Origin of the sequence: Nostoc flagelliforme FACHB-838 (assembly GCF_014698065.1) — a bacterium.
Lineage (GTDB): Bacteria > Cyanobacteriota > Cyanobacteriia > Cyanobacteriales > Nostocaceae > Nostoc > Nostoc flagelliforme_B.
In genome coordinates this window covers 55,784-71,967 of record NZ_JACJSI010000033.1, presented here as the reverse complement: position 1 = coordinate 71,967, position 16,184 = coordinate 55,784, and the positions used below count along the sequence as shown (strand labels likewise).

Genomic DNA, 16,184 nt, shown 5'->3' with positions numbered 1-16,184 from the left:
GCTCTAAACTATCAGTAACTATCTCAAAGCTTTATGATTACGTTTTCACGAAGATATCAAAGCTTGCTCTCAAAGCTTTGAACAGTCTGGCTTTGGAGTTTTCGGACAAGTCTATTGCAAAACTATGACAAGGCTATGACGTTTAATCTGTAATTGACTTCGCTAGTGCTGCTAGTTGCAACCCAGGCGAATAACTTCCTTCTTCCTTGATCCGTTTAATTTCAGCATCTGCTACCCGCAAATTTAACTTTTGTCCCAACGCCCGTACAATATCTCCCCGGTCAATGACACCAGCGACAGCGCCAGCCGGAGAAAGTACGGTAATTCGAGGTAACTGCTCATTTTCCAGTTTGTTAATTACCTCAGCTATCGTTGTTGCTTCAGAAACAGTCGGTATTTCTGCCAAGGGATGCACAATGCTGTGTAAGGTTTGGGTTTCCCATTCACTCCTTTGGGTTAAACGAAAATCGTCAATGGAAACTAGACCCCGGTAACGTCCATCAGAAGCAGCAAAATAAACCTGTGAGGGATTGGTTTCTAACAGGTATGAATCGGCAAAGGATCGCAATGTCTGATCAGCATCAATTACCCGAAAGTCACGAGTCATCGCATCAGCCGCCACAACTTTGAGTAGGCTTTCTTGCAATGTAGTCATGTTGTCATAGCTGTTAGCATTGCGGACAGCAAACCAACCTAACAGCGCAATCCATAAACCAAGTACTAATTCTCTGGTCACAAAATCGACAACAAATCCTAAAGCGATCGCACTATAACCCAATATTTGCCCAGCCTTTGCAGCCCAGTGTACGGCTTGAAAACGATTACCTGTTATTTGCCATAGTGCTGCTTTTAACACTTGCCCTCCATCTAAAGGTAAGCCGGGAATCAGGTTAAATAGCGCCACTACCAAGTTAATTCTCGCCAAATCTCCGACCATAACACTGAGTGGACTAGTATGAGGTATCACGATAGCTCCCACCCGGAGTAGTAAAAATAGTCCGATACTCACCAAAGGCCCAGCGATCGCTACTTGAAATGCTTTTGCCGGGGTTTTAGATTCTTCTTCAATAGCGGCAATCCCGCCAAATAGAAATAGGGTAATTGAATTAACTTTAATGCCTTGCGATCGGGCTACTAAGCTATGCCCCAACTCATGTAACAATACCGAACCAAATAGCAGCAGTGCCATAACTATTCCAGCACTCCAAGCTATAACAGTCCCCCATTCTTGATAAGCTACCCCAAAGTTAAGAGTTGCCAACCCTAAAATCACAAACCATAACGGGTCTAAAAACAGGGGAATTCCAAATAAAGACCCAATTTTCCAATTTGTTTGCATTACATTGTCCTAAAACTAGATATCGCCAGTAGTTTATGTACTGCAATATTTGCGTATATACTTATACATATATTTCAGAGCATCAATTCGATAGTGCCGAGTTACGAAATGCTCTTATTTCTACAATAGACAATTAATGCCTGTGAGCAAAGCTCTGAATGAAGTGGGGCATTGGGAAGAGGCAGAGGAGCAGGGAGCAGGGAGCAGGGGGAAAAAGGTAATTTTTCTTCTTCCTCTGCTTCCCCTACTTCCTCTGCTTCCCCTGCTTCCTCTGCCCCCTACCCGTCCTCTTGAGTGTGTTAGATGGAAAAAATAAAATTTAGATAATGCCGAGATTACTCAATCCTAAGACAGTACCAGTGCCGATCAGGTGGCCGGCGCTCATTGCGGCGAGAAATGTAGCCGCACTGGGATTATTGAACAGCGACGGAAAGGGCAAAGGCATCTTAGGGCCAACGTGAGGATAACGAATTGTCCGAGGAATAATCAAAAGACATAACAGACAAATGCCAGTAATAATTGCCGCTTCAGTCAAGTTCGATATGGTGCCAGTTTTGGGTAAAGTGGCTTGGGCTGCTAATAAGATTGATGACATCATAGTTCTTTCTCCTGCATAAATTAACTGAATAAGCCTTACAAAGGGGATTAACCCGTTTCTAACGCCATATCAATCCTCCGTTGATGAAGTAGCTGGAATCGTCCCTCAAGGGGAAGGTTAATACCTCTTTCCTCAGTTAGAGTGGCTATACGGAGGCTAACTGGCTAATGCTCATGAGTTATTTTGCTGGAGAAAGAACCAAAACCGTTTTTAGGAGTTTTGTATTGATGGCGGCGTTAGTTGTAACGCCGCCATCATCGCAAAACTACAGACGACCGATATTAGTCAATCCTAAAACGATGCCAACGCCGATAATATGACCAAAAGCCATCGCTGCAACGAATGTTGGAATACTAATCGGCAGAATGGGGAACTTGGGGCCAACTAAGGGTTTTTCAATCCTAGTACTTAGCAAAACAATTACTAAGCAACTGATGCTGATGATGATGCCAACTGTAGGATTCCACGCAGGTGTTGGGGGAACAGTTGCCTGGGCTGCTAGTAAAATAGATGAAATCAAGCTTTTGTCTCCTAAAATGTAGACCTACAAAATTATAAAATTACCAAGGTACAAAAGTTTTGCGGATCGTTTAGACTTTCTTGAGGATTCTTTTAAATTTGTTAAATTTTCATGCGCGTTAAAATTTGCGGCATTACTCAACCACAGCAGTCTATAGCGATCGCCTCTCTGGGGGCAACGGCACTAGGATTTATTTGTGTGCCAACCTCACCTCGCTACGTGACTACATCCCAAATTCGGGCAGCAGTAGCAGAACTCCCGGCAAATATTGACACAATTGGTGTTTTTGCCAACGCTAGTATCCCCGAAATCAGTCAGATAGTCGTTGATTCTGGGTTGACTGGTGTACAGCTACACGGAGATGAATTACCAGATTTTTGCTACCAATTACGTCAAGCTTTACCCAATGTCGAAATTCTTAAAGCTATGAGAATTAATAGTCTTGAGCATCTAGACACAGCAGCTGATTACACAGAATACGTAAATGCTTTACTACTTGACACGTACCATCCGCAACAATTGGGTGGTACAGGCAAAACCTTAGATTGGACAATGCTAGAGCAATTTAACCCCAACTGTCCTTGGTTTTTAGCAGGAGGATTAACAGCCGATAATATTTTGGAAGCTCTCAGTCAGGTTAATCCTAGCGGCATTGATTTATCTAGTGGTGTGGAACGGACACCTGGAGATAAGGATTTAGATAAAGTAGCCAAGTTGTTTGAAAAATTAGGGAGTAGGGAGTAGGGAGTGGGGAGTGGGGGATGAGGGAGCAAGGAAAGAAGCAAGGGAGCAGGGAGCAAGGGAGAAGAGTTTTCCCCTCTGCCTCTTTTCCATGCCCCATTCCCTAAAAGAACGCTGGTTGATGGCGAATCAAGTTAAAAAATTCTTCACGGGTTTTGTGTTCTTCTTGGAAGACACCAACCATCGCACTAGTGACAGTCCAAGAACCTGGTTTTTGAACGCCTCGCATTACCATACACATGTGACTAGCTTCCATGACAACGGCTACGCCTTGAGGTTCTAGAATGGTCTGGATTGCTTCGGCAATTTGGCGGGTTAACCTCTCCTGTACTTGCAAGCGCCGGGAATACATCTCAACAATACGGGCTAGCTTACTCAGTCCGACAACTTTTTGGTTGGGAATATAAGCAACGTGCGCTCTACCCATAAATGGCAGCATGTGGTGTTCACACAGGCTAAAGAAATTAATATCTCGAACTAGTACCATCTCACTATGACCTTCATTAAAGATGGCATCATTAACGAGTTCTTCAAGAGATTGGTTATAGCCACTGGTAAGAAACCGCATTGCCTCGGCTACTCGTTTGGGTGTTTTGAGGAGTCCTTCACGTTCGGGGTCTTCACCAACGCCCAATATTAGTGTCCTCACGGCCTCCTTCATGTCCTCCATCTGCTCCTCTTTTGGCGGGAACACATCCGCTTGTCGCCCGTTATGAGTATTGCGATCGGGTCTAGGAGTTATGGCTTCTGCCAAGTCGGGAATCAGAGGTGATTGAGAGGAATTGGAACCGTTGGAACTAGCAATAGTCATGATTAAGTCTTGGTTATGGTTTAGTCATTAGTTATTAGTCATTAGTCATTTGCAAAAGACAAAGGGCAAAAGACTAATTAAAGTGCGCCAGCACTAGGCATCAGGGTCAATTCATCAATAACTGCCTGTTGTGGTAACAGAACTGTGTAGAGAATTGACTCAGCCACAATTTCTGGGGTTAACATTTTGGAACGGTCTAAGCTGACACGAACTGTTTCTGTGTCCCAAAGTTCGGTATTGACTGCGCCGGGACAGATAGATGTGACACGAATGCCGTGGATGCGTTCTTCTTGTGCCAGGGTTTGAGAGAGGGCTATCAAACCACCTTTGCTGATGCTGTATGCTCCCCAACCGGCAAAGGGTTGCTTGGCGGCAATTGAGGCGACGTTGATAATTGTGCCTTTGCCGCGATCGCGCATTGAAGGTAAAATCCCCAAAATGCACTGAAATACGCTGGTAAGATTTAAGTCAATTACCTGCTGCCAGTCCTCTAAGGGGGTTTCGCTCAAATTGCCTGTATAGGCGATGCCGGCATTATTTACCAGAATGTCTATATCACCAAAGTCAAGGGCGATCGCTTGGATCTTCTCTTTGACTTCAAAGAGCCGCGCTAAGTCTACAGCGTAAGCTTTCGCTTCCACCCCAGTATGCTCGACTGCTTCTCTTACCGCCTCCAACTTATCCAAAGAACGGCTAACTAAGGCGACATCTATTCCCGCTTTCGCAAAGGCTAAAGCCGTTGCTTTCCCAATTCCACTACTTGCCCCTGTAATCAGGGCGCGTCGTTTTTGCTCAACACTCATGGTGTCTCCCAATTTTTTGGCAGTTCCCAAAGCCTATTACCACCCAATTATTCACACTTCTCGGTTTGGATAGATTAAAGGAATCTAAAAATCTGATGATTTCAATTAAGCAACTGCTATGATTCAGTGCAATAGTAGGCGTATTGTGGGTTTTAACAGTGAAGACAACAAATCATTGCCTGGAAAACCACGCCTGACACTGAAATTAGATTACTTAATAACACAAAAGCTACTCAATCAAATTGAGTAGGTTTACCAAACATACAAATGCCTATGGCTAGATTGTTAAAAATCTTTAAGCACATAGGCAATTATAGCATTTCTGCTTTATTAATCAATCATTATGCAGTGCCGTTAGTGGGCAACTTCTGTAAAAACACCAATTTTGCGGAATTTTTCATAACGCAGTTGGCGGCGTTCTGGAGCGGTTAAACGATTGAGTTCGTCCAAATTTTCTAGCAGCACTTGCTTGAGAGTGGTAGCAGCTTTTAAAGGATCGGAATGAGCGCCACCAGTGGGTTCAGGCAATATTTGGTCGATAATTCCCAATTTTTTCAGGTCATGGGAAATAATTTTCAGAGCCACGGCAGCTTGGGGAGCCTTGCCAGCATCTTTCCACAAAATTGCGGCGCAGGCTTCGGGAGTAGCGACGGTATAAACGGAGTGTTCAAACATGAGTAAGCGATCGCCTACGCCAATACCGAGTGCGCCACCGGAACCACCTTCACCAATGACTGTGCAGATAATTGGCACATCTAAGCAAAACATTTCCCGCAAGTTGTAAGCGATCGCTTCTCCTTGACCTTGGTGTTCTGCTTCTACCCCAGACCAAGCTCCCGGCGTGTCAATAAAAGTTAGTATTGGCATACTAAATTTATTGGCGTGTTCCATTAACCGCATCGCCTTGCGGTAGCCGCCAGGATAAGGCATTCCAAAGTTACGGGCAATATTGTCTTTAGTATCACGACCTTTTTGATGACCCAACATCACCACAGGTTGCCCACTCAGACGACCAACACCACCAACTAAAGCCGGATCGTCACCACCACAGCGATCGCCATGCAATTCCATCCATTCATCACTAATAGCCTGAATGTAATCGAGAGTACTGGGGCGACGGGGATGACGAGCGACTTGCAATCGCTGGGACGGGGATAGACTAGTGAAAATTTCCTCACGCAGTTGCATGGCACGAGCTTCTAGTTGGCGAATTTGACCAGAAACATCGACGCCATTTTCTTCTGCAAGTTGCCGAATTTGATCAATTCGGCTTGCAAGTTCTGCTAAGGGTTTTTCAAAATCTAACAGTAGCGGTTTACGCTCGGTAGTTGCCATCGTAGGGGTTATAAGTTACGAGTTATAAGTTATCTATCTTTTGGGCTTTGTCCTTTGTCCTTTGTCCTTTGCAAATAACAAATGACTAATGACCAAGGACAAATGACTAATGACTAAACCAGCAGCGGTCTAAATCCATGTTTCACTGATACCTTACCAATCTGCTCCATTTTGTCTACGGTAATCTGATTGCGCCCCCAGGAAAAGTTCGTATATAACTTCTCAAATTCCAGCAGCATTGATTCAGCAAAACAAGCAAACAACTGGCGGGCTGGCACGTCCATATTGACGATTTTCATAATTTTCCAGTCAATATCCAGGGAATGCTCTACAATCCCACCATTTAACACATATACACCAGGATGCTGAACTTTTGTTGCTAAGTTTTTAGGATAACCACCATCAATCAACAAACAGGGTTGTTTCAAAGTGGTAGGGTCGATTTCAACGCCTTTAGGCATACTGGCAACCCAAACGACAACATCAGCTTGGGGCAGTGCTTCTGTCAAACCCATGATTTTTCCTCGCCCCAGTTCGCCTTGCAACTCTTTGAGACGTTCTTGATCGCGGGCGATCAGCAGAAGTTCTTTGACATCTGTTTTCGCATCTAGCCAGCGAGTAACTGCACTACCAATATCTCCAGTTGCCCCACATATAGCAACAGTAGCGTTTGATAGATCAATTCCTAGTTGTTTTGACGCTTCTTCTACTTGCTTACAAATAATGTAAGCAGTATGTGTGTTTCCTGTAGTGAAGCGTTCAAACTCTAGTTTAATGTTGCGGACTTGGCTAAACTGCTCTAACTTAAAGTTTTCAAAAATAATTGAGGAAAATCCGCCTAAAGCTGTGATGTTAATGCCATGCTTCTGTGCATGGGCCATAGCGTTGAGGATTTTGCGCGTTGCGGCTTTGATGCGGCGACTAGCTAGCATTTCCGGCAAAAAGCAAGATTCTACATACCGTCCTTCAATTTGTTGCCCAGTTACACTGGTGACAATAATGCTATCAACAATTTGCGGCGGGGCGCTGCACCAGAAGTCTAGCCCTTGATCGGCATATTCTGGGTATCCCAATTCTTTAGCTACCGCTTGAGCGTGTTCTAAACTAGTCAGATGTCCAATTAGACCAAACATGTAGTGATTATTAAGCTTATGCTGTCCTGAGCGCGTGTAAATTTCCGAGAGTTAGGAGTTGGGAGTTAGGAGTTAGGAGTACGACTCAATACGCATGGTTTAAGGGTTTTTGGTACTGAGTTTTGATCTGTAAAGATGCAAAATTTCGTTTCTCTCCCAAGGATTTTTGGCTTAACTGAATGGTATTAGAGTTCGACTCATAATTTCTTACTGAGCATTCCTCACTCCTAACTTTTTTAAGCGGCTATGAGTCCATAGGCTGACAAGCGCATAATATCGCGAGTCGTAAAACCAATGTTACTTAATGCTTCACCGTACTGAATCATAAAGTCTTCTACCAAAGCATCTTTTTCCATTGCCATTGTGTGGGCATCACCCTCTACTTGGTTGAGCATTTTCCAGACGATGGGTAGGTTTTGGCGATTTGCAAGTTCAAGTTCAGCTTTAGCTTCTGTGAAGTGTTCTTTCAACCAAACTTCTCCAAAGTTGAGGTGGCTATATTCTTCTTTTACTACTCCTTCAGTAATTTTGCGGGCAAAGTCGTCGGCGACGGGGATGTAAATGTTATATGCTGCGATCGCAAAACATTCAATAATCAAAGACTGAATCAACAGACAAGTGACTACCTTCCCTTCTGCTGCCGCTGTTTGGAAATTCTGGTGTAGTCCAGAGAAAAACTCCTTAGCAAATTCCAAATCTGGGGTTACTTGCAAATTGCGTCCACAAGCTTCAAATCCTTTTTTATGGCGGCTTTCCATTTTGGAGAGGCGAATCAGTTCATCATGAGATTCTGGCAGCAGTTGGGCTAGTGTGATGTAATTTTCATGGGCTTCTTGTTCCCCTTCAATCACGATCGCATTAATCCGGCTATAAGCATCTTTGTATGTTTCGCTCTTGAAATCTAATTCTTTAACTTGACCTGTAAGCTGCTGCATGGTTATGTTTACTCCTGTAAACCTGAATTATTTGACGCCAGGATTGAATTTACCCCATGAACTGAGGGTAACAATCACTGTGGTTTAATTTAACTTAACAAGTAAATATGTTTATAGATTAACTTTTGCTGAGGGTGATGCTCTAGTACTAGCGAAATAAATGCTTTGAACTCAAGTTATGTCCAAACCAAACCCGAATCTGAAATCTGGCAACTTTTTGAGCCTAGTAGTCTTACTGCTAGGGGCATTTATCGTTCTACTACCGTTGTTTGTGGTCTTTCTCACCTCCTTTGCATCAACCGCCACCAGCCCAGATAATTTGTCCAAAAATAACTGGTCTTTAGTTAATTACCGCGTTGCCTGGCAACAGGGAAAATTTTTGCTGGCGTTTGCTAATTCTACCTTGGTAGCGATCGCTGTGACGGCGTTTCAGATTGTCACTTCTGCTTTGGCTGGTTACGCCCTAGCACGGCTGAAGTTTCGGGGACGCCAAGCACTGCTATTGGTAGTTTTAGCAACGTTGGTGATTCCCTTTCAGTTATTAGTGATTCCCATCTTTTTGGTTTTGAAGTGGGGACACCTGATAAATACATACTGGGCACTGATTTTACCCACTGCTGTCAACGGCTTTGGGATTTTCTTGTTACGTCAGTATTTCCAGACAATTCCGGTGGAGTTAGAGGAAGCCGCCGCTATAGATGGGGCAAACCGACTACAAATTTTGTGGCGGGTTATGTTACCTTTAGCCCGTCCGGCCTTGGTGACGCTGTTTTTGTTCACCTTCATCGGTGAATGGAATGATTTGTTTAAGCCTCTGGTATTTACTACACGACCGGAATTAAGGACGGTGCAACTGGCGTTAGCTGAGTTTCAAGAGCAATTTACAAATAATTGGCCTTTGATGATGGCAGCGGTGACTATAGCAACTGTTCCGGTGATGGTATTATTTCTCATCGGTCAGCGTCAGTTTATTCAGGGTATTGCTGCGACGGGGATTAAGAATTAGTATCGCTAATTTTGCAATGACCTTTATACAAGTGATCGCTATTTTGTATTGTAGTATTGTATTGTTTTGTAGTTAAACAGATAATCTAAGCAAACTCTAGATTTAAAAGGTTTATGTGCTGGAGTCGATGGTTAGTGTGATTGCGCTGTAAACTATGGCTCGTGATTTATTCCACAATATTGTGAGGTCTGCACTAGAGAAAGAGGGTTGGGTAGTTACAAATGATCCGCTTAATATTCGGTGTGGTGGGGTTGATATTCAGATTGATTTAGGTGCAGAGCGACTTATAGCTGCGGAAAAAGCAGGAGAAAAAATAGCAGTTGAAATCAAAAATTTTGTTAGTGCCTCAAAAATTTCCGAATTCCACATGGCGCTGGGACAATTTATTAATTATCGAACAGCGTTGCGTGCTGAAGAGCCAAATAGAACCTTGTATTTAGCTGTACCCTTGGCAACTTATAATGACTTTTTTAACTTGTCTTTTATTGAAACTGTAGTCAATGAAAATAAATTAAAGCTGATTATTTACAACGTGGAAACGGAGGAAATAGAACAATGGACAAATTAAATGAATATCGGACAAAAATTAGGCAACTGTTAACTAAATATCTCCAGTCAAAGCCTAGTTACGGGGATGTAGAAGTAGAACAAATTTTTGATACAGAACATGACCATTATCAAATTATTAGCGTTGGATGGAACAATCAAAAGCGGATTTATGGGCCAATAATGCACATAGATATCAAAAATAATAAAATTTGGATTCAACAAAATACAACAGAGGCGGATATAGCTTTAGAACTGATGGAAATGGGTATAGATAAACAAGATATTGTGATTGGTTTTCATACTCCAAAAATGCGTCAATTATCAGGGTTTGCTGTGGACTAAAAGAGAAAATAATACTAAATAAATATATTTTATTAGGATATTTAAATTTGTAATAAACTCAGGTGTGGTGCGATCGCTTTTTCGCTATGAACTTCACATAAGCGATCGCCCCTGCTACTTAACTCAGATGTGGGTGCGATCGCTTTTTAATAACTTTCATACAAGCGATCGCTCCTTGTAATAAACTCAAGTGTGGTGCGATCGCTGATTTCCTATAACCTTTACATAAGCGATCGCAGTTTCTACCAAACTTAGGCGTGGTACGTTGGCGTAGCCCACTTAAAGTATCACTTTTTCGCCACGCCATTTTCAAAAATCCGTGCAACAGAATGAATCGGCTGTAGGGGCGTACATTTGTACGCCCCTACCTATGTATTTGTATCAGTTATTTAATGAAATGGTATTATCCAAACTGTAAACAGAGTGTGAGAGTTGAGGAGGTATCAATTACTCAATCCTCTTGAGCGATCAAGGGTCAGTAGTCAGATTCATGAAGGCTTTAAGGAAAGGCCCCAATGCTTCTTTAAACATAGGCGGTTCATTTATTGCAAGTACAGCGAATAGCCTAAACTTTGCCGATGGTGCTAAATTTAGTGTCACAGATACCCAAAGCACACCCCTACTGACAGTAAGTGTTCCCATTGGTTTACAATTTGGAGCAACTGCGGCTCCTATCAGCAATCAATCCCAAGCAAGTCCCGATGGCGCAACTAATCGCTTGGGAAACCCCGTTGGTCTAAAAGTGGATTCAGATAAGACATTGGCACTTGTAGGTGGAAATCTTTTACTAGAGGGTGGAAACTTAACAGCAGATTCGGGACGAATTGAGCTAGGAAGCGTTGGTAGTAATAGTCTGGTTAGCCTAGATCCAACAAATCAAGGTTGGGCATTCGGATATGAAAATGTCCAAAATTTCCAGAACATTCAATTTATTGAGCGAACTGTTGGCGATTCTAAGATTCCATCTCAAATAGATTCTACCGGCATCGGTAGTAGTAATATCCAGGTGTGGGGTGACACAGTAGAACTCAGGGGCTATTCTGTGGTCTTGTCAACTCAAAACAGGGGTGTTGGAGATGGTGGAGACTTAAAGATTAATGCTAGGAAATTAATTATTCAGGATGGTGCACAAGTAAACGCTTTTACTACAGGTAGAGGTGCAGGCGCAAACTTGACTGTAAATGCTTCCGAGTCTGTAGAGGTAACTGGTAGCTTTACAGACTCCGAAGGTACTATTTTCCCTAGTATATTATCGACTGTAACTACTAATGCTGGGAAGGCGGGTGACATTACAATCACTACGAAGAGAATACTTATCAAAGATGGAGCAGAGATATCAACAGATTCTAGTGGAATTCGCCGCAGGAATCCACCACTAGAATTTATACCAGCAACAGGGCCCGGAGGTAATTTAACCGTTAACGCCTCTGAGTCTATAGAACTGATTGGAACTTCAGCAAATAATTTGCCTAGTGGCTTTCTCGCTAGAACTTTAGGCTCTGGAGACGCTGGAAAAATTACAATTACTACAGGGCAATTGATTGTTAGGGATGGAGCTGCAATCACTGTGAGCAGTGAACTTCCAAAACTTTCGCCAGATTTTTCCTACCGAGGGGATATAAACAATCTAGGTTCAGCAGGTGAACTCAATATCACTGCTGACTCCATCCTCCTAGACGACGGAAAACTCACATCTAATAGTGAGTCGGGTAAGGGTGGTGATATTTCGCTAGAGGTGCGGGACTTGTTACTGATGCGCCGTAATAGCCAAATATCGACTAATGGAGGGGGTGATAAAACTGGCGGTAATATCACCATCAAAGCACCTAATGGTTTCCTCGTTGCCACTCCTTTCGGAAACAACGATATCACCGCCAACGGCTTCTTTGGCTCTGGTGGTAAAATCACAATCACCGCTAAAAACATCTTTGGTTTTGTGGTGCGCACCCGTGCAGACCTAGAGAGGCTGTCGAACCCTAAACAGCCACTAGACCCAAGTAGGCTTCAAACAAGTGACATCACAGCATTTTCTCAGCAAAACCCTTCATTAAATGGCACCATACAAATCAATTCACCAGATGCTGACCCCAGTAAAGGATTAGTGGAATTACCCGTAAATCTGGTTGATGCTTCGCAGCAAATTGCTGCTAGTTGTAGTTCTGGTGGAAAAATAGGAAGGAGTTCATTTATTACTACTGGACGTGGAGGATTAGTAGCCGATCCCACGCAGCCATTGATAGCTGAGAATGCAGTCCTGGCAGATTGGATCACACTCTCACCAGAGAGCCAGAATCGTGCTGGCAGTATTCAGAAAAAAATCGTTGCTCAGGCGCAGCAAAACACAGAAGAGAAATCACAGAAAGTTAATTCTGTCAATGAACCTACTGAAATTGTAGAAGCCCAAGGGTGGGTTATAGATGCCGAGGGGAACGTGGTTCTGGTTGCTCAAGTACCCACTGCTTCGCCCCATAATTCCTCGCTCACCGCTACATCTTGCACTGCTAGGTAGAATTATGAGATATGGCGATATTTCATAACTTCGTAGCCAAGCGCGATGCCAACGGTGGTAACAAAGCTTTGTTGAACTGCTGGCTACGCCTACGCAATTGCTGCTCTTGTTGCGATAGTTATGCTTTCCATAAATTAGGATTTCATTGCAAGTAGAGTAGCCTCATATCAGGGCATAAATTTAGAGTTTGAGTAGGATAACCAAAAAGCTAGTTGGAATCTCAACAAGCAGTGACCACCGCAGGCATCGCCCATTCCCTAATCCTTAACTCGTCTCCTGAATTTGCAAACGTATAGTGTGTTCAGTCGCACCACTAAGTTGCAATTCCATAATTTCACCACCCAGAGGTTCCAAGCAAGTGAGGAGCGATCGCAAGTTGGGTGTACTTGCGCCAGTATCTACATATAATCGATCTGCTAAATTACCAATGCGTTTCCAAGTCATGTACAATTTAGCGATCGTTTGTTCAATTTGCGATGCTTGATTTACCAAATCAGCAGCAATGCTTAAACAGCCGACTCTTTGGGCTTCTTCTAAGGCTGTTTCAATATCAACATCTTCTTTCGTCAGCGCCTGAACTTGAGCCGCCCCTTTGAGATATTTCGCCAAGTTACGCGCTTCGGTAGTTACCTGTTTCAGGGTATCCACATCAGGGTTAGCAGCAATTTCCTTCTGGATAAACTTTTGGTGTGATTCTGGCAGTTTTTCCATTTCCTTCACCAGTGGGGCGATGTAGCGTGGAGGAAGGGTGTTATCTGCTGCTTTTTCCTTAACTGCTTCAGGTAGTAAATCTGAGGACATGGCTGTCCATTCATCGCTGAGTTGACGCACTTCCCGCCTAGTAATGCGATCGCCTTTTTGGGCGGCTTCACTCACCATCTGTTGCACTTCTGGGACTGCTTTGGAGGTTTCGACAAATGCCCGTTTGCTGAAGTTGTTTACAGATCCAGGATCAAGTTTACCGTCTTCAATCAGAGTATCGGCACTATTCGCCAGTTGAATCCATGAGTATGCTTGGCTTTTGCTGATTTCCCGCTCTTTTAGCCATCGCAAAAAGCCAGTACCGCGTCCGTCACCACCCACTTTCTCTCTGTCGCGGATAGCTCGTAAAATTCGCCCCCGCCAGATTTCAGTTTGCAAATCAAAGCGATCGCATACCTGCCAAGCTATTTCTAGCTGCTGTTGAAAATCTGATTCTAGAATCTGTTCATCTTCTGGATCGGGCAGTTCAAAGCTGATATCGGCTGGCTGTAGTAAAGCAGCAGCAAGGTCGTTGATGGAGTCGGTATCTTGCACGATTGATGACTAACGAGTGGATGCGATCGGCTTATTATGCCACAATCTGTGGACTCTCACTTAAGGGGGAGTAAGGTATTTTGAGTTACAACAAATATAGTAGGAAGGGGTACACCTTTGTAAAGTCTTTAATTAATCAGAGACAATAAAAATAAAACGATGAACCAGGTAGATTACCTCCGCATTAGCTTAATCGATCGCTGCAATTTTCGTTGTCAGTACTGTATGCCAGAGGGAGTAGAACTGGACTATATTCTCAAGCAACAGCTGTTAACTGATGAGGAACTACTCACCTTAATTCAAGAAGTATTTATTCCCGCAGGCTTTACCCGATTTCGTTTGACTGGGGGGGAACCCTTATTGCGTCCGCGTGTGGTGGATTTGGTAAGTGCGATCGCAACTCTCCCCCAAACTCAAGACCTCTCAATGACCACCAATGGTTTTTTGCTGGCTCCGATGGCACAGAATCTCTACAATGCTGGTCTGCGACGAATTAATATTAGTCTGGACTCTCTTGATCCCGACATTTTTGATCAAATTATTGGTAATAAAGGGCGTTCTCGTTGGCAGCAGGTTTGGCAGGGGATTCAAGCCGCCCATCAGGTCGGATTCGACCCCCTGAAGCTGAATGTAGTGGTGATTCCTGGCGTTAATGACCACGAAGTTCTCGATTTAGCCGCCCTGACAATTGATAAACACTGGCACGTTCGATTTATTGAATTTATGCCCATTGGTAATGTACATTTATTTGGCGATCGCGGTTGGGTATCTTCAGCCGATTTACGAGAATCTATCCGCGATCACTGGGGCTTGACAGAAGCTCAAGTTCGTGGCGCTGGCCCTGCCGATGTCTTTCAAATTCCTGGTGCGAAGGGGACACTAGGATTTATTAGTCAGATGTCGGAATGTTTTTGCGATCATTGTAACCGGATGCGCCTGAGTGCTGATGGTTGGCTGCGTCCCTGTTTATTAAATGAAACTGGTCAAATAGATTTAAAAACTGCTCTGCGGTCTGGCACTAGCACCGCTCAATTACAAGAACAGGTCAGACATTTACTCGGAATCAAACCAGAAATTAACTTTAAACAACGCGATTCTGGCATTTTAGGTACATATACCCGCACCATGTCCCAAATTGGCGGATAGTAATTGGTCATTTGTCCTTTGCAAATAACTAAGGACAAATGACTAAGGACAAATGACAATTAGGCTTGTCGTGAGTAGTATTCCACCACAAGTAGTTCATTAACTTGCAGTGCCACCCATTCGCGCTCAATAACGCTGTTGACTCTACCAACCAACTTATTTTTGTCAAACTCCAAATGACTGGGGAGGTTTGCCAAACCGGGATATTGTAAGTTAGCTTCCACCAACTTCCGTGATTGTGCCCGATCCCTGACCGCAATTACTTCTCCAGGACGGCATTGATAGCTGGCAATATTCACCACACGACCGTTAACAGTTACGTGACCGTGATTTACCAATTGACGAGCCGCGGGAATAGTCGGGGCTATACCTAAACGGAAAACGGTATTATCCAAGCGCATTTCTAGCAATTGCAGCAGCACTTGTCCGGTAGAACCAGTAACACGTCTGGCTTTCCGCACATAGCGGAGCAATTGCTTTTCAGTCAAACCGTAGTTGAAGCGGAGCTTTTGCTTTTCTTCTAGACGGATAGCATACTCAGAGCGTTTCTTGCGGTTCTGACCATGCTGACCAGGTGGATAAGCGCGTCTAGCGCTTTTACGAGTTAATCCTGGTAAGTCGCCTAAGCGACGGACAATTCTGAGGCGTGGCCCTCTATATCGGGACATGAGTTTCCTTAATCTAATCCTGTTTAAACTTTACACAGACATTCCATTTTGACATTCCCCTGAAGATAAATCAGAGGATTCTTGGTTTTGTGAGGCTGCTTGCTTTGGTATGACGTATCCTACCAATGTAGAGGCATCTTCTTTGCGCCAGTTAATTTGAGTCGGTAGAGCCGACATACTGGCTTCCAAGCTTGAATTCCGACGTGCCCCGCCGTAATCTTGCCAATAAGTTTTTTGTGTTTATTTAGTTTCGTAGGCTACTCAATCATCAGATTGGTTTACGCAGTATTCTTACTCTGAAATACTTTTTACGTTGCCTACTTATCTTTCAAACAGTTATATTAACACAACTTCGACATAATTAATTATGTCTATACTTTAACTACCGCCGAAATTCTTTAATTACAGAGGATTTTTAAGATATTTGAGTTAGCATAACTTTGGGTGTTTGGA

General features: G+C 43.5%; 18 protein-coding genes. 6 read left to right on the top strand and 12 right to left on the bottom strand.

Annotated elements, in window-relative coordinates; all coding sequences use genetic code 11:
• Positions 1-142 precede the first annotated feature (142 nt).
• The 3 genes from H6G97_RS17805 to psaK form a co-directional block, all read right to left on the bottom strand.
• A complete protein-coding gene (locus H6G97_RS17805; protein ID WP_190942059.1) occupies positions 143-1,339 on the bottom strand; it encodes a site-2 protease family protein in 1,197 nt (398 codons plus the stop codon).
• 319 nt (positions 1,340-1,658) lie between these two features.
• A complete protein-coding gene (locus tag H6G97_RS17800; RefSeq protein ID WP_190942058.1) occupies positions 1,659-1,937 on the bottom strand; it encodes a photosystem I reaction center subunit PsaK in 279 nt (92 codons plus the stop codon).
• 265 nt (positions 1,938-2,202) lie between these two features.
• Positions 2,203-2,457, bottom strand: coding sequence for a photosystem I reaction center subunit PsaK (gene psaK, locus H6G97_RS17795; RefSeq protein WP_100898949.1), 255 nt, complete (start codon positions 2,455-2,457; stop codon positions 2,203-2,205).
• A gap of 111 nt (positions 2,458-2,568) precedes the next feature.
• Between psaK and H6G97_RS17790 the strand changes: the two genes are divergently transcribed.
• Entirely contained in the window at positions 2,569-3,201 is a 633-nt protein-coding gene (locus H6G97_RS17790; RefSeq protein WP_190942057.1) for a phosphoribosylanthranilate isomerase, read from the top strand.
• 100 nt (positions 3,202-3,301) lie between these two features.
• On the opposite strand, the gene folE is transcribed toward H6G97_RS17790, so the two are convergent.
• The 5 genes from folE to H6G97_RS17765 form a co-directional block, all read right to left on the bottom strand.
• Positions 3,302-4,009, bottom strand: coding sequence for a GTP cyclohydrolase I FolE (gene folE, locus H6G97_RS17785; RefSeq protein WP_190942056.1), 708 nt, complete (start codon positions 4,007-4,009; stop codon positions 3,302-3,304).
• A gap of 77 nt (positions 4,010-4,086) precedes the next feature.
• Positions 4,087-4,812 carry an SDR family oxidoreductase gene (locus tag H6G97_RS17780; protein WP_190942055.1) on the bottom strand — a complete coding sequence of 242 codons (726 nt, stop codon included), beginning with the start codon at positions 4,810-4,812 and terminating at the stop codon, positions 4,087-4,089.
• 354 nt (positions 4,813-5,166) lie between these two features.
• Complete coding sequence (locus H6G97_RS17775; protein WP_190942054.1) at positions 5,167-6,147, bottom strand: acetyl-CoA carboxylase carboxyltransferase subunit alpha; 981 nt, start codon at positions 6,145-6,147, stop codon at positions 5,167-5,169.
• Positions 6,148-6,260: 113 nt separating this feature from the next.
• Positions 6,261-7,280 carry a long-chain acyl-[acyl-carrier-protein] reductase gene (locus H6G97_RS17770; RefSeq protein ID WP_190942053.1) on the bottom strand — a complete coding sequence of 340 codons (1,020 nt, stop codon included), beginning with the start codon at positions 7,278-7,280 and terminating at the stop codon, positions 6,261-6,263.
• Positions 7,281-7,516: 236 nt separating this feature from the next.
• Positions 7,517-8,215 carry an aldehyde oxygenase (deformylating) gene (locus H6G97_RS17765; protein WP_190942052.1) on the bottom strand — a complete coding sequence of 233 codons (699 nt, stop codon included), beginning with the start codon at positions 8,213-8,215 and terminating at the stop codon, positions 7,517-7,519.
• 178 nt (positions 8,216-8,393) lie between these two features.
• Between H6G97_RS17765 and H6G97_RS17760 the strand changes: the two genes are divergently transcribed.
• From H6G97_RS17760 to H6G97_RS17750, 3 genes are all read left to right on the top strand, one after another.
• The gene (locus H6G97_RS17760; protein WP_190942051.1) at positions 8,394-9,221 is read left to right on the top strand and encodes a carbohydrate ABC transporter permease; all 828 of its coding nucleotides are present in this window, start codon (positions 8,394-8,396) and stop codon (positions 9,219-9,221) included.
• Between the two features lie 154 nt (positions 9,222-9,375).
• Entirely contained in the window at positions 9,376-9,789 is a 414-nt protein-coding gene (locus tag H6G97_RS17755) for an element excision factor XisH family protein (RefSeq protein WP_190942050.1), read from the top strand.
• A complete protein-coding gene (locus H6G97_RS17750) occupies positions 9,777-10,112 on the top strand; it encodes a XisI protein (protein WP_190942049.1) in 336 nt (111 codons plus the stop codon). Before H6G97_RS17755 ends, H6G97_RS17750 begins: the two co-directional genes overlap by 13 nt.
• Before the next feature lie 118 nt (positions 10,113-10,230).
• Here the strand turns inward: H6G97_RS17750 and H6G97_RS17745 are convergent, their stop codons facing one another.
• Positions 10,231-10,419, bottom strand: coding sequence for a hypothetical protein (locus H6G97_RS17745; RefSeq protein WP_190942048.1), 189 nt, complete (start codon positions 10,417-10,419; stop codon positions 10,231-10,233).
• A gap of 183 nt (positions 10,420-10,602) precedes the next feature.
• Here H6G97_RS17745 and H6G97_RS17740 point away from each other — a divergent pair, with 183 nt between their 5' ends.
• Positions 10,603-12,621 (top strand): beta strand repeat-containing protein, encoded by a 2,019-nt coding sequence (locus tag H6G97_RS17740; RefSeq protein WP_190942047.1) that lies wholly within the window; start codon positions 10,603-10,605, stop codon positions 12,619-12,621.
• 264 nt (positions 12,622-12,885) lie between these two features.
• Here H6G97_RS17740 and H6G97_RS17735 read toward each other — a convergent pair whose 3' ends face one another.
• Entirely contained in the window at positions 12,886-13,917 is a 1,032-nt protein-coding gene (locus H6G97_RS17735) for a hypothetical protein (protein WP_179065517.1), read from the bottom strand.
• A gap of 159 nt (positions 13,918-14,076) precedes the next feature.
• On the opposite strand from H6G97_RS17735, the gene moaA reads away from it, so the two are divergent.
• Positions 14,077-15,063 carry a GTP 3',8-cyclase MoaA gene (gene moaA, locus H6G97_RS17730; RefSeq protein WP_190942046.1) on the top strand — a complete coding sequence of 329 codons (987 nt, stop codon included), beginning with the start codon at positions 14,077-14,079 and terminating at the stop codon, positions 15,061-15,063.
• 59 nt (positions 15,064-15,122) lie between these two features.
• Here the strand turns inward: moaA and rpsD are convergent, their stop codons facing one another.
• A complete protein-coding gene (gene rpsD, locus H6G97_RS17725; RefSeq protein ID WP_190942045.1) occupies positions 15,123-15,731 on the bottom strand; it encodes a 30S ribosomal protein S4 in 609 nt (202 codons plus the stop codon).
• 30 nt (positions 15,732-15,761) lie between these two features.
• Positions 15,762-15,908 (bottom strand): hypothetical protein, encoded by a 147-nt coding sequence (locus tag H6G97_RS17720; RefSeq protein ID WP_190942044.1) that lies wholly within the window; start codon positions 15,906-15,908, stop codon positions 15,762-15,764.
• Positions 15,909-16,184: the final 276 nt, after the last annotated feature.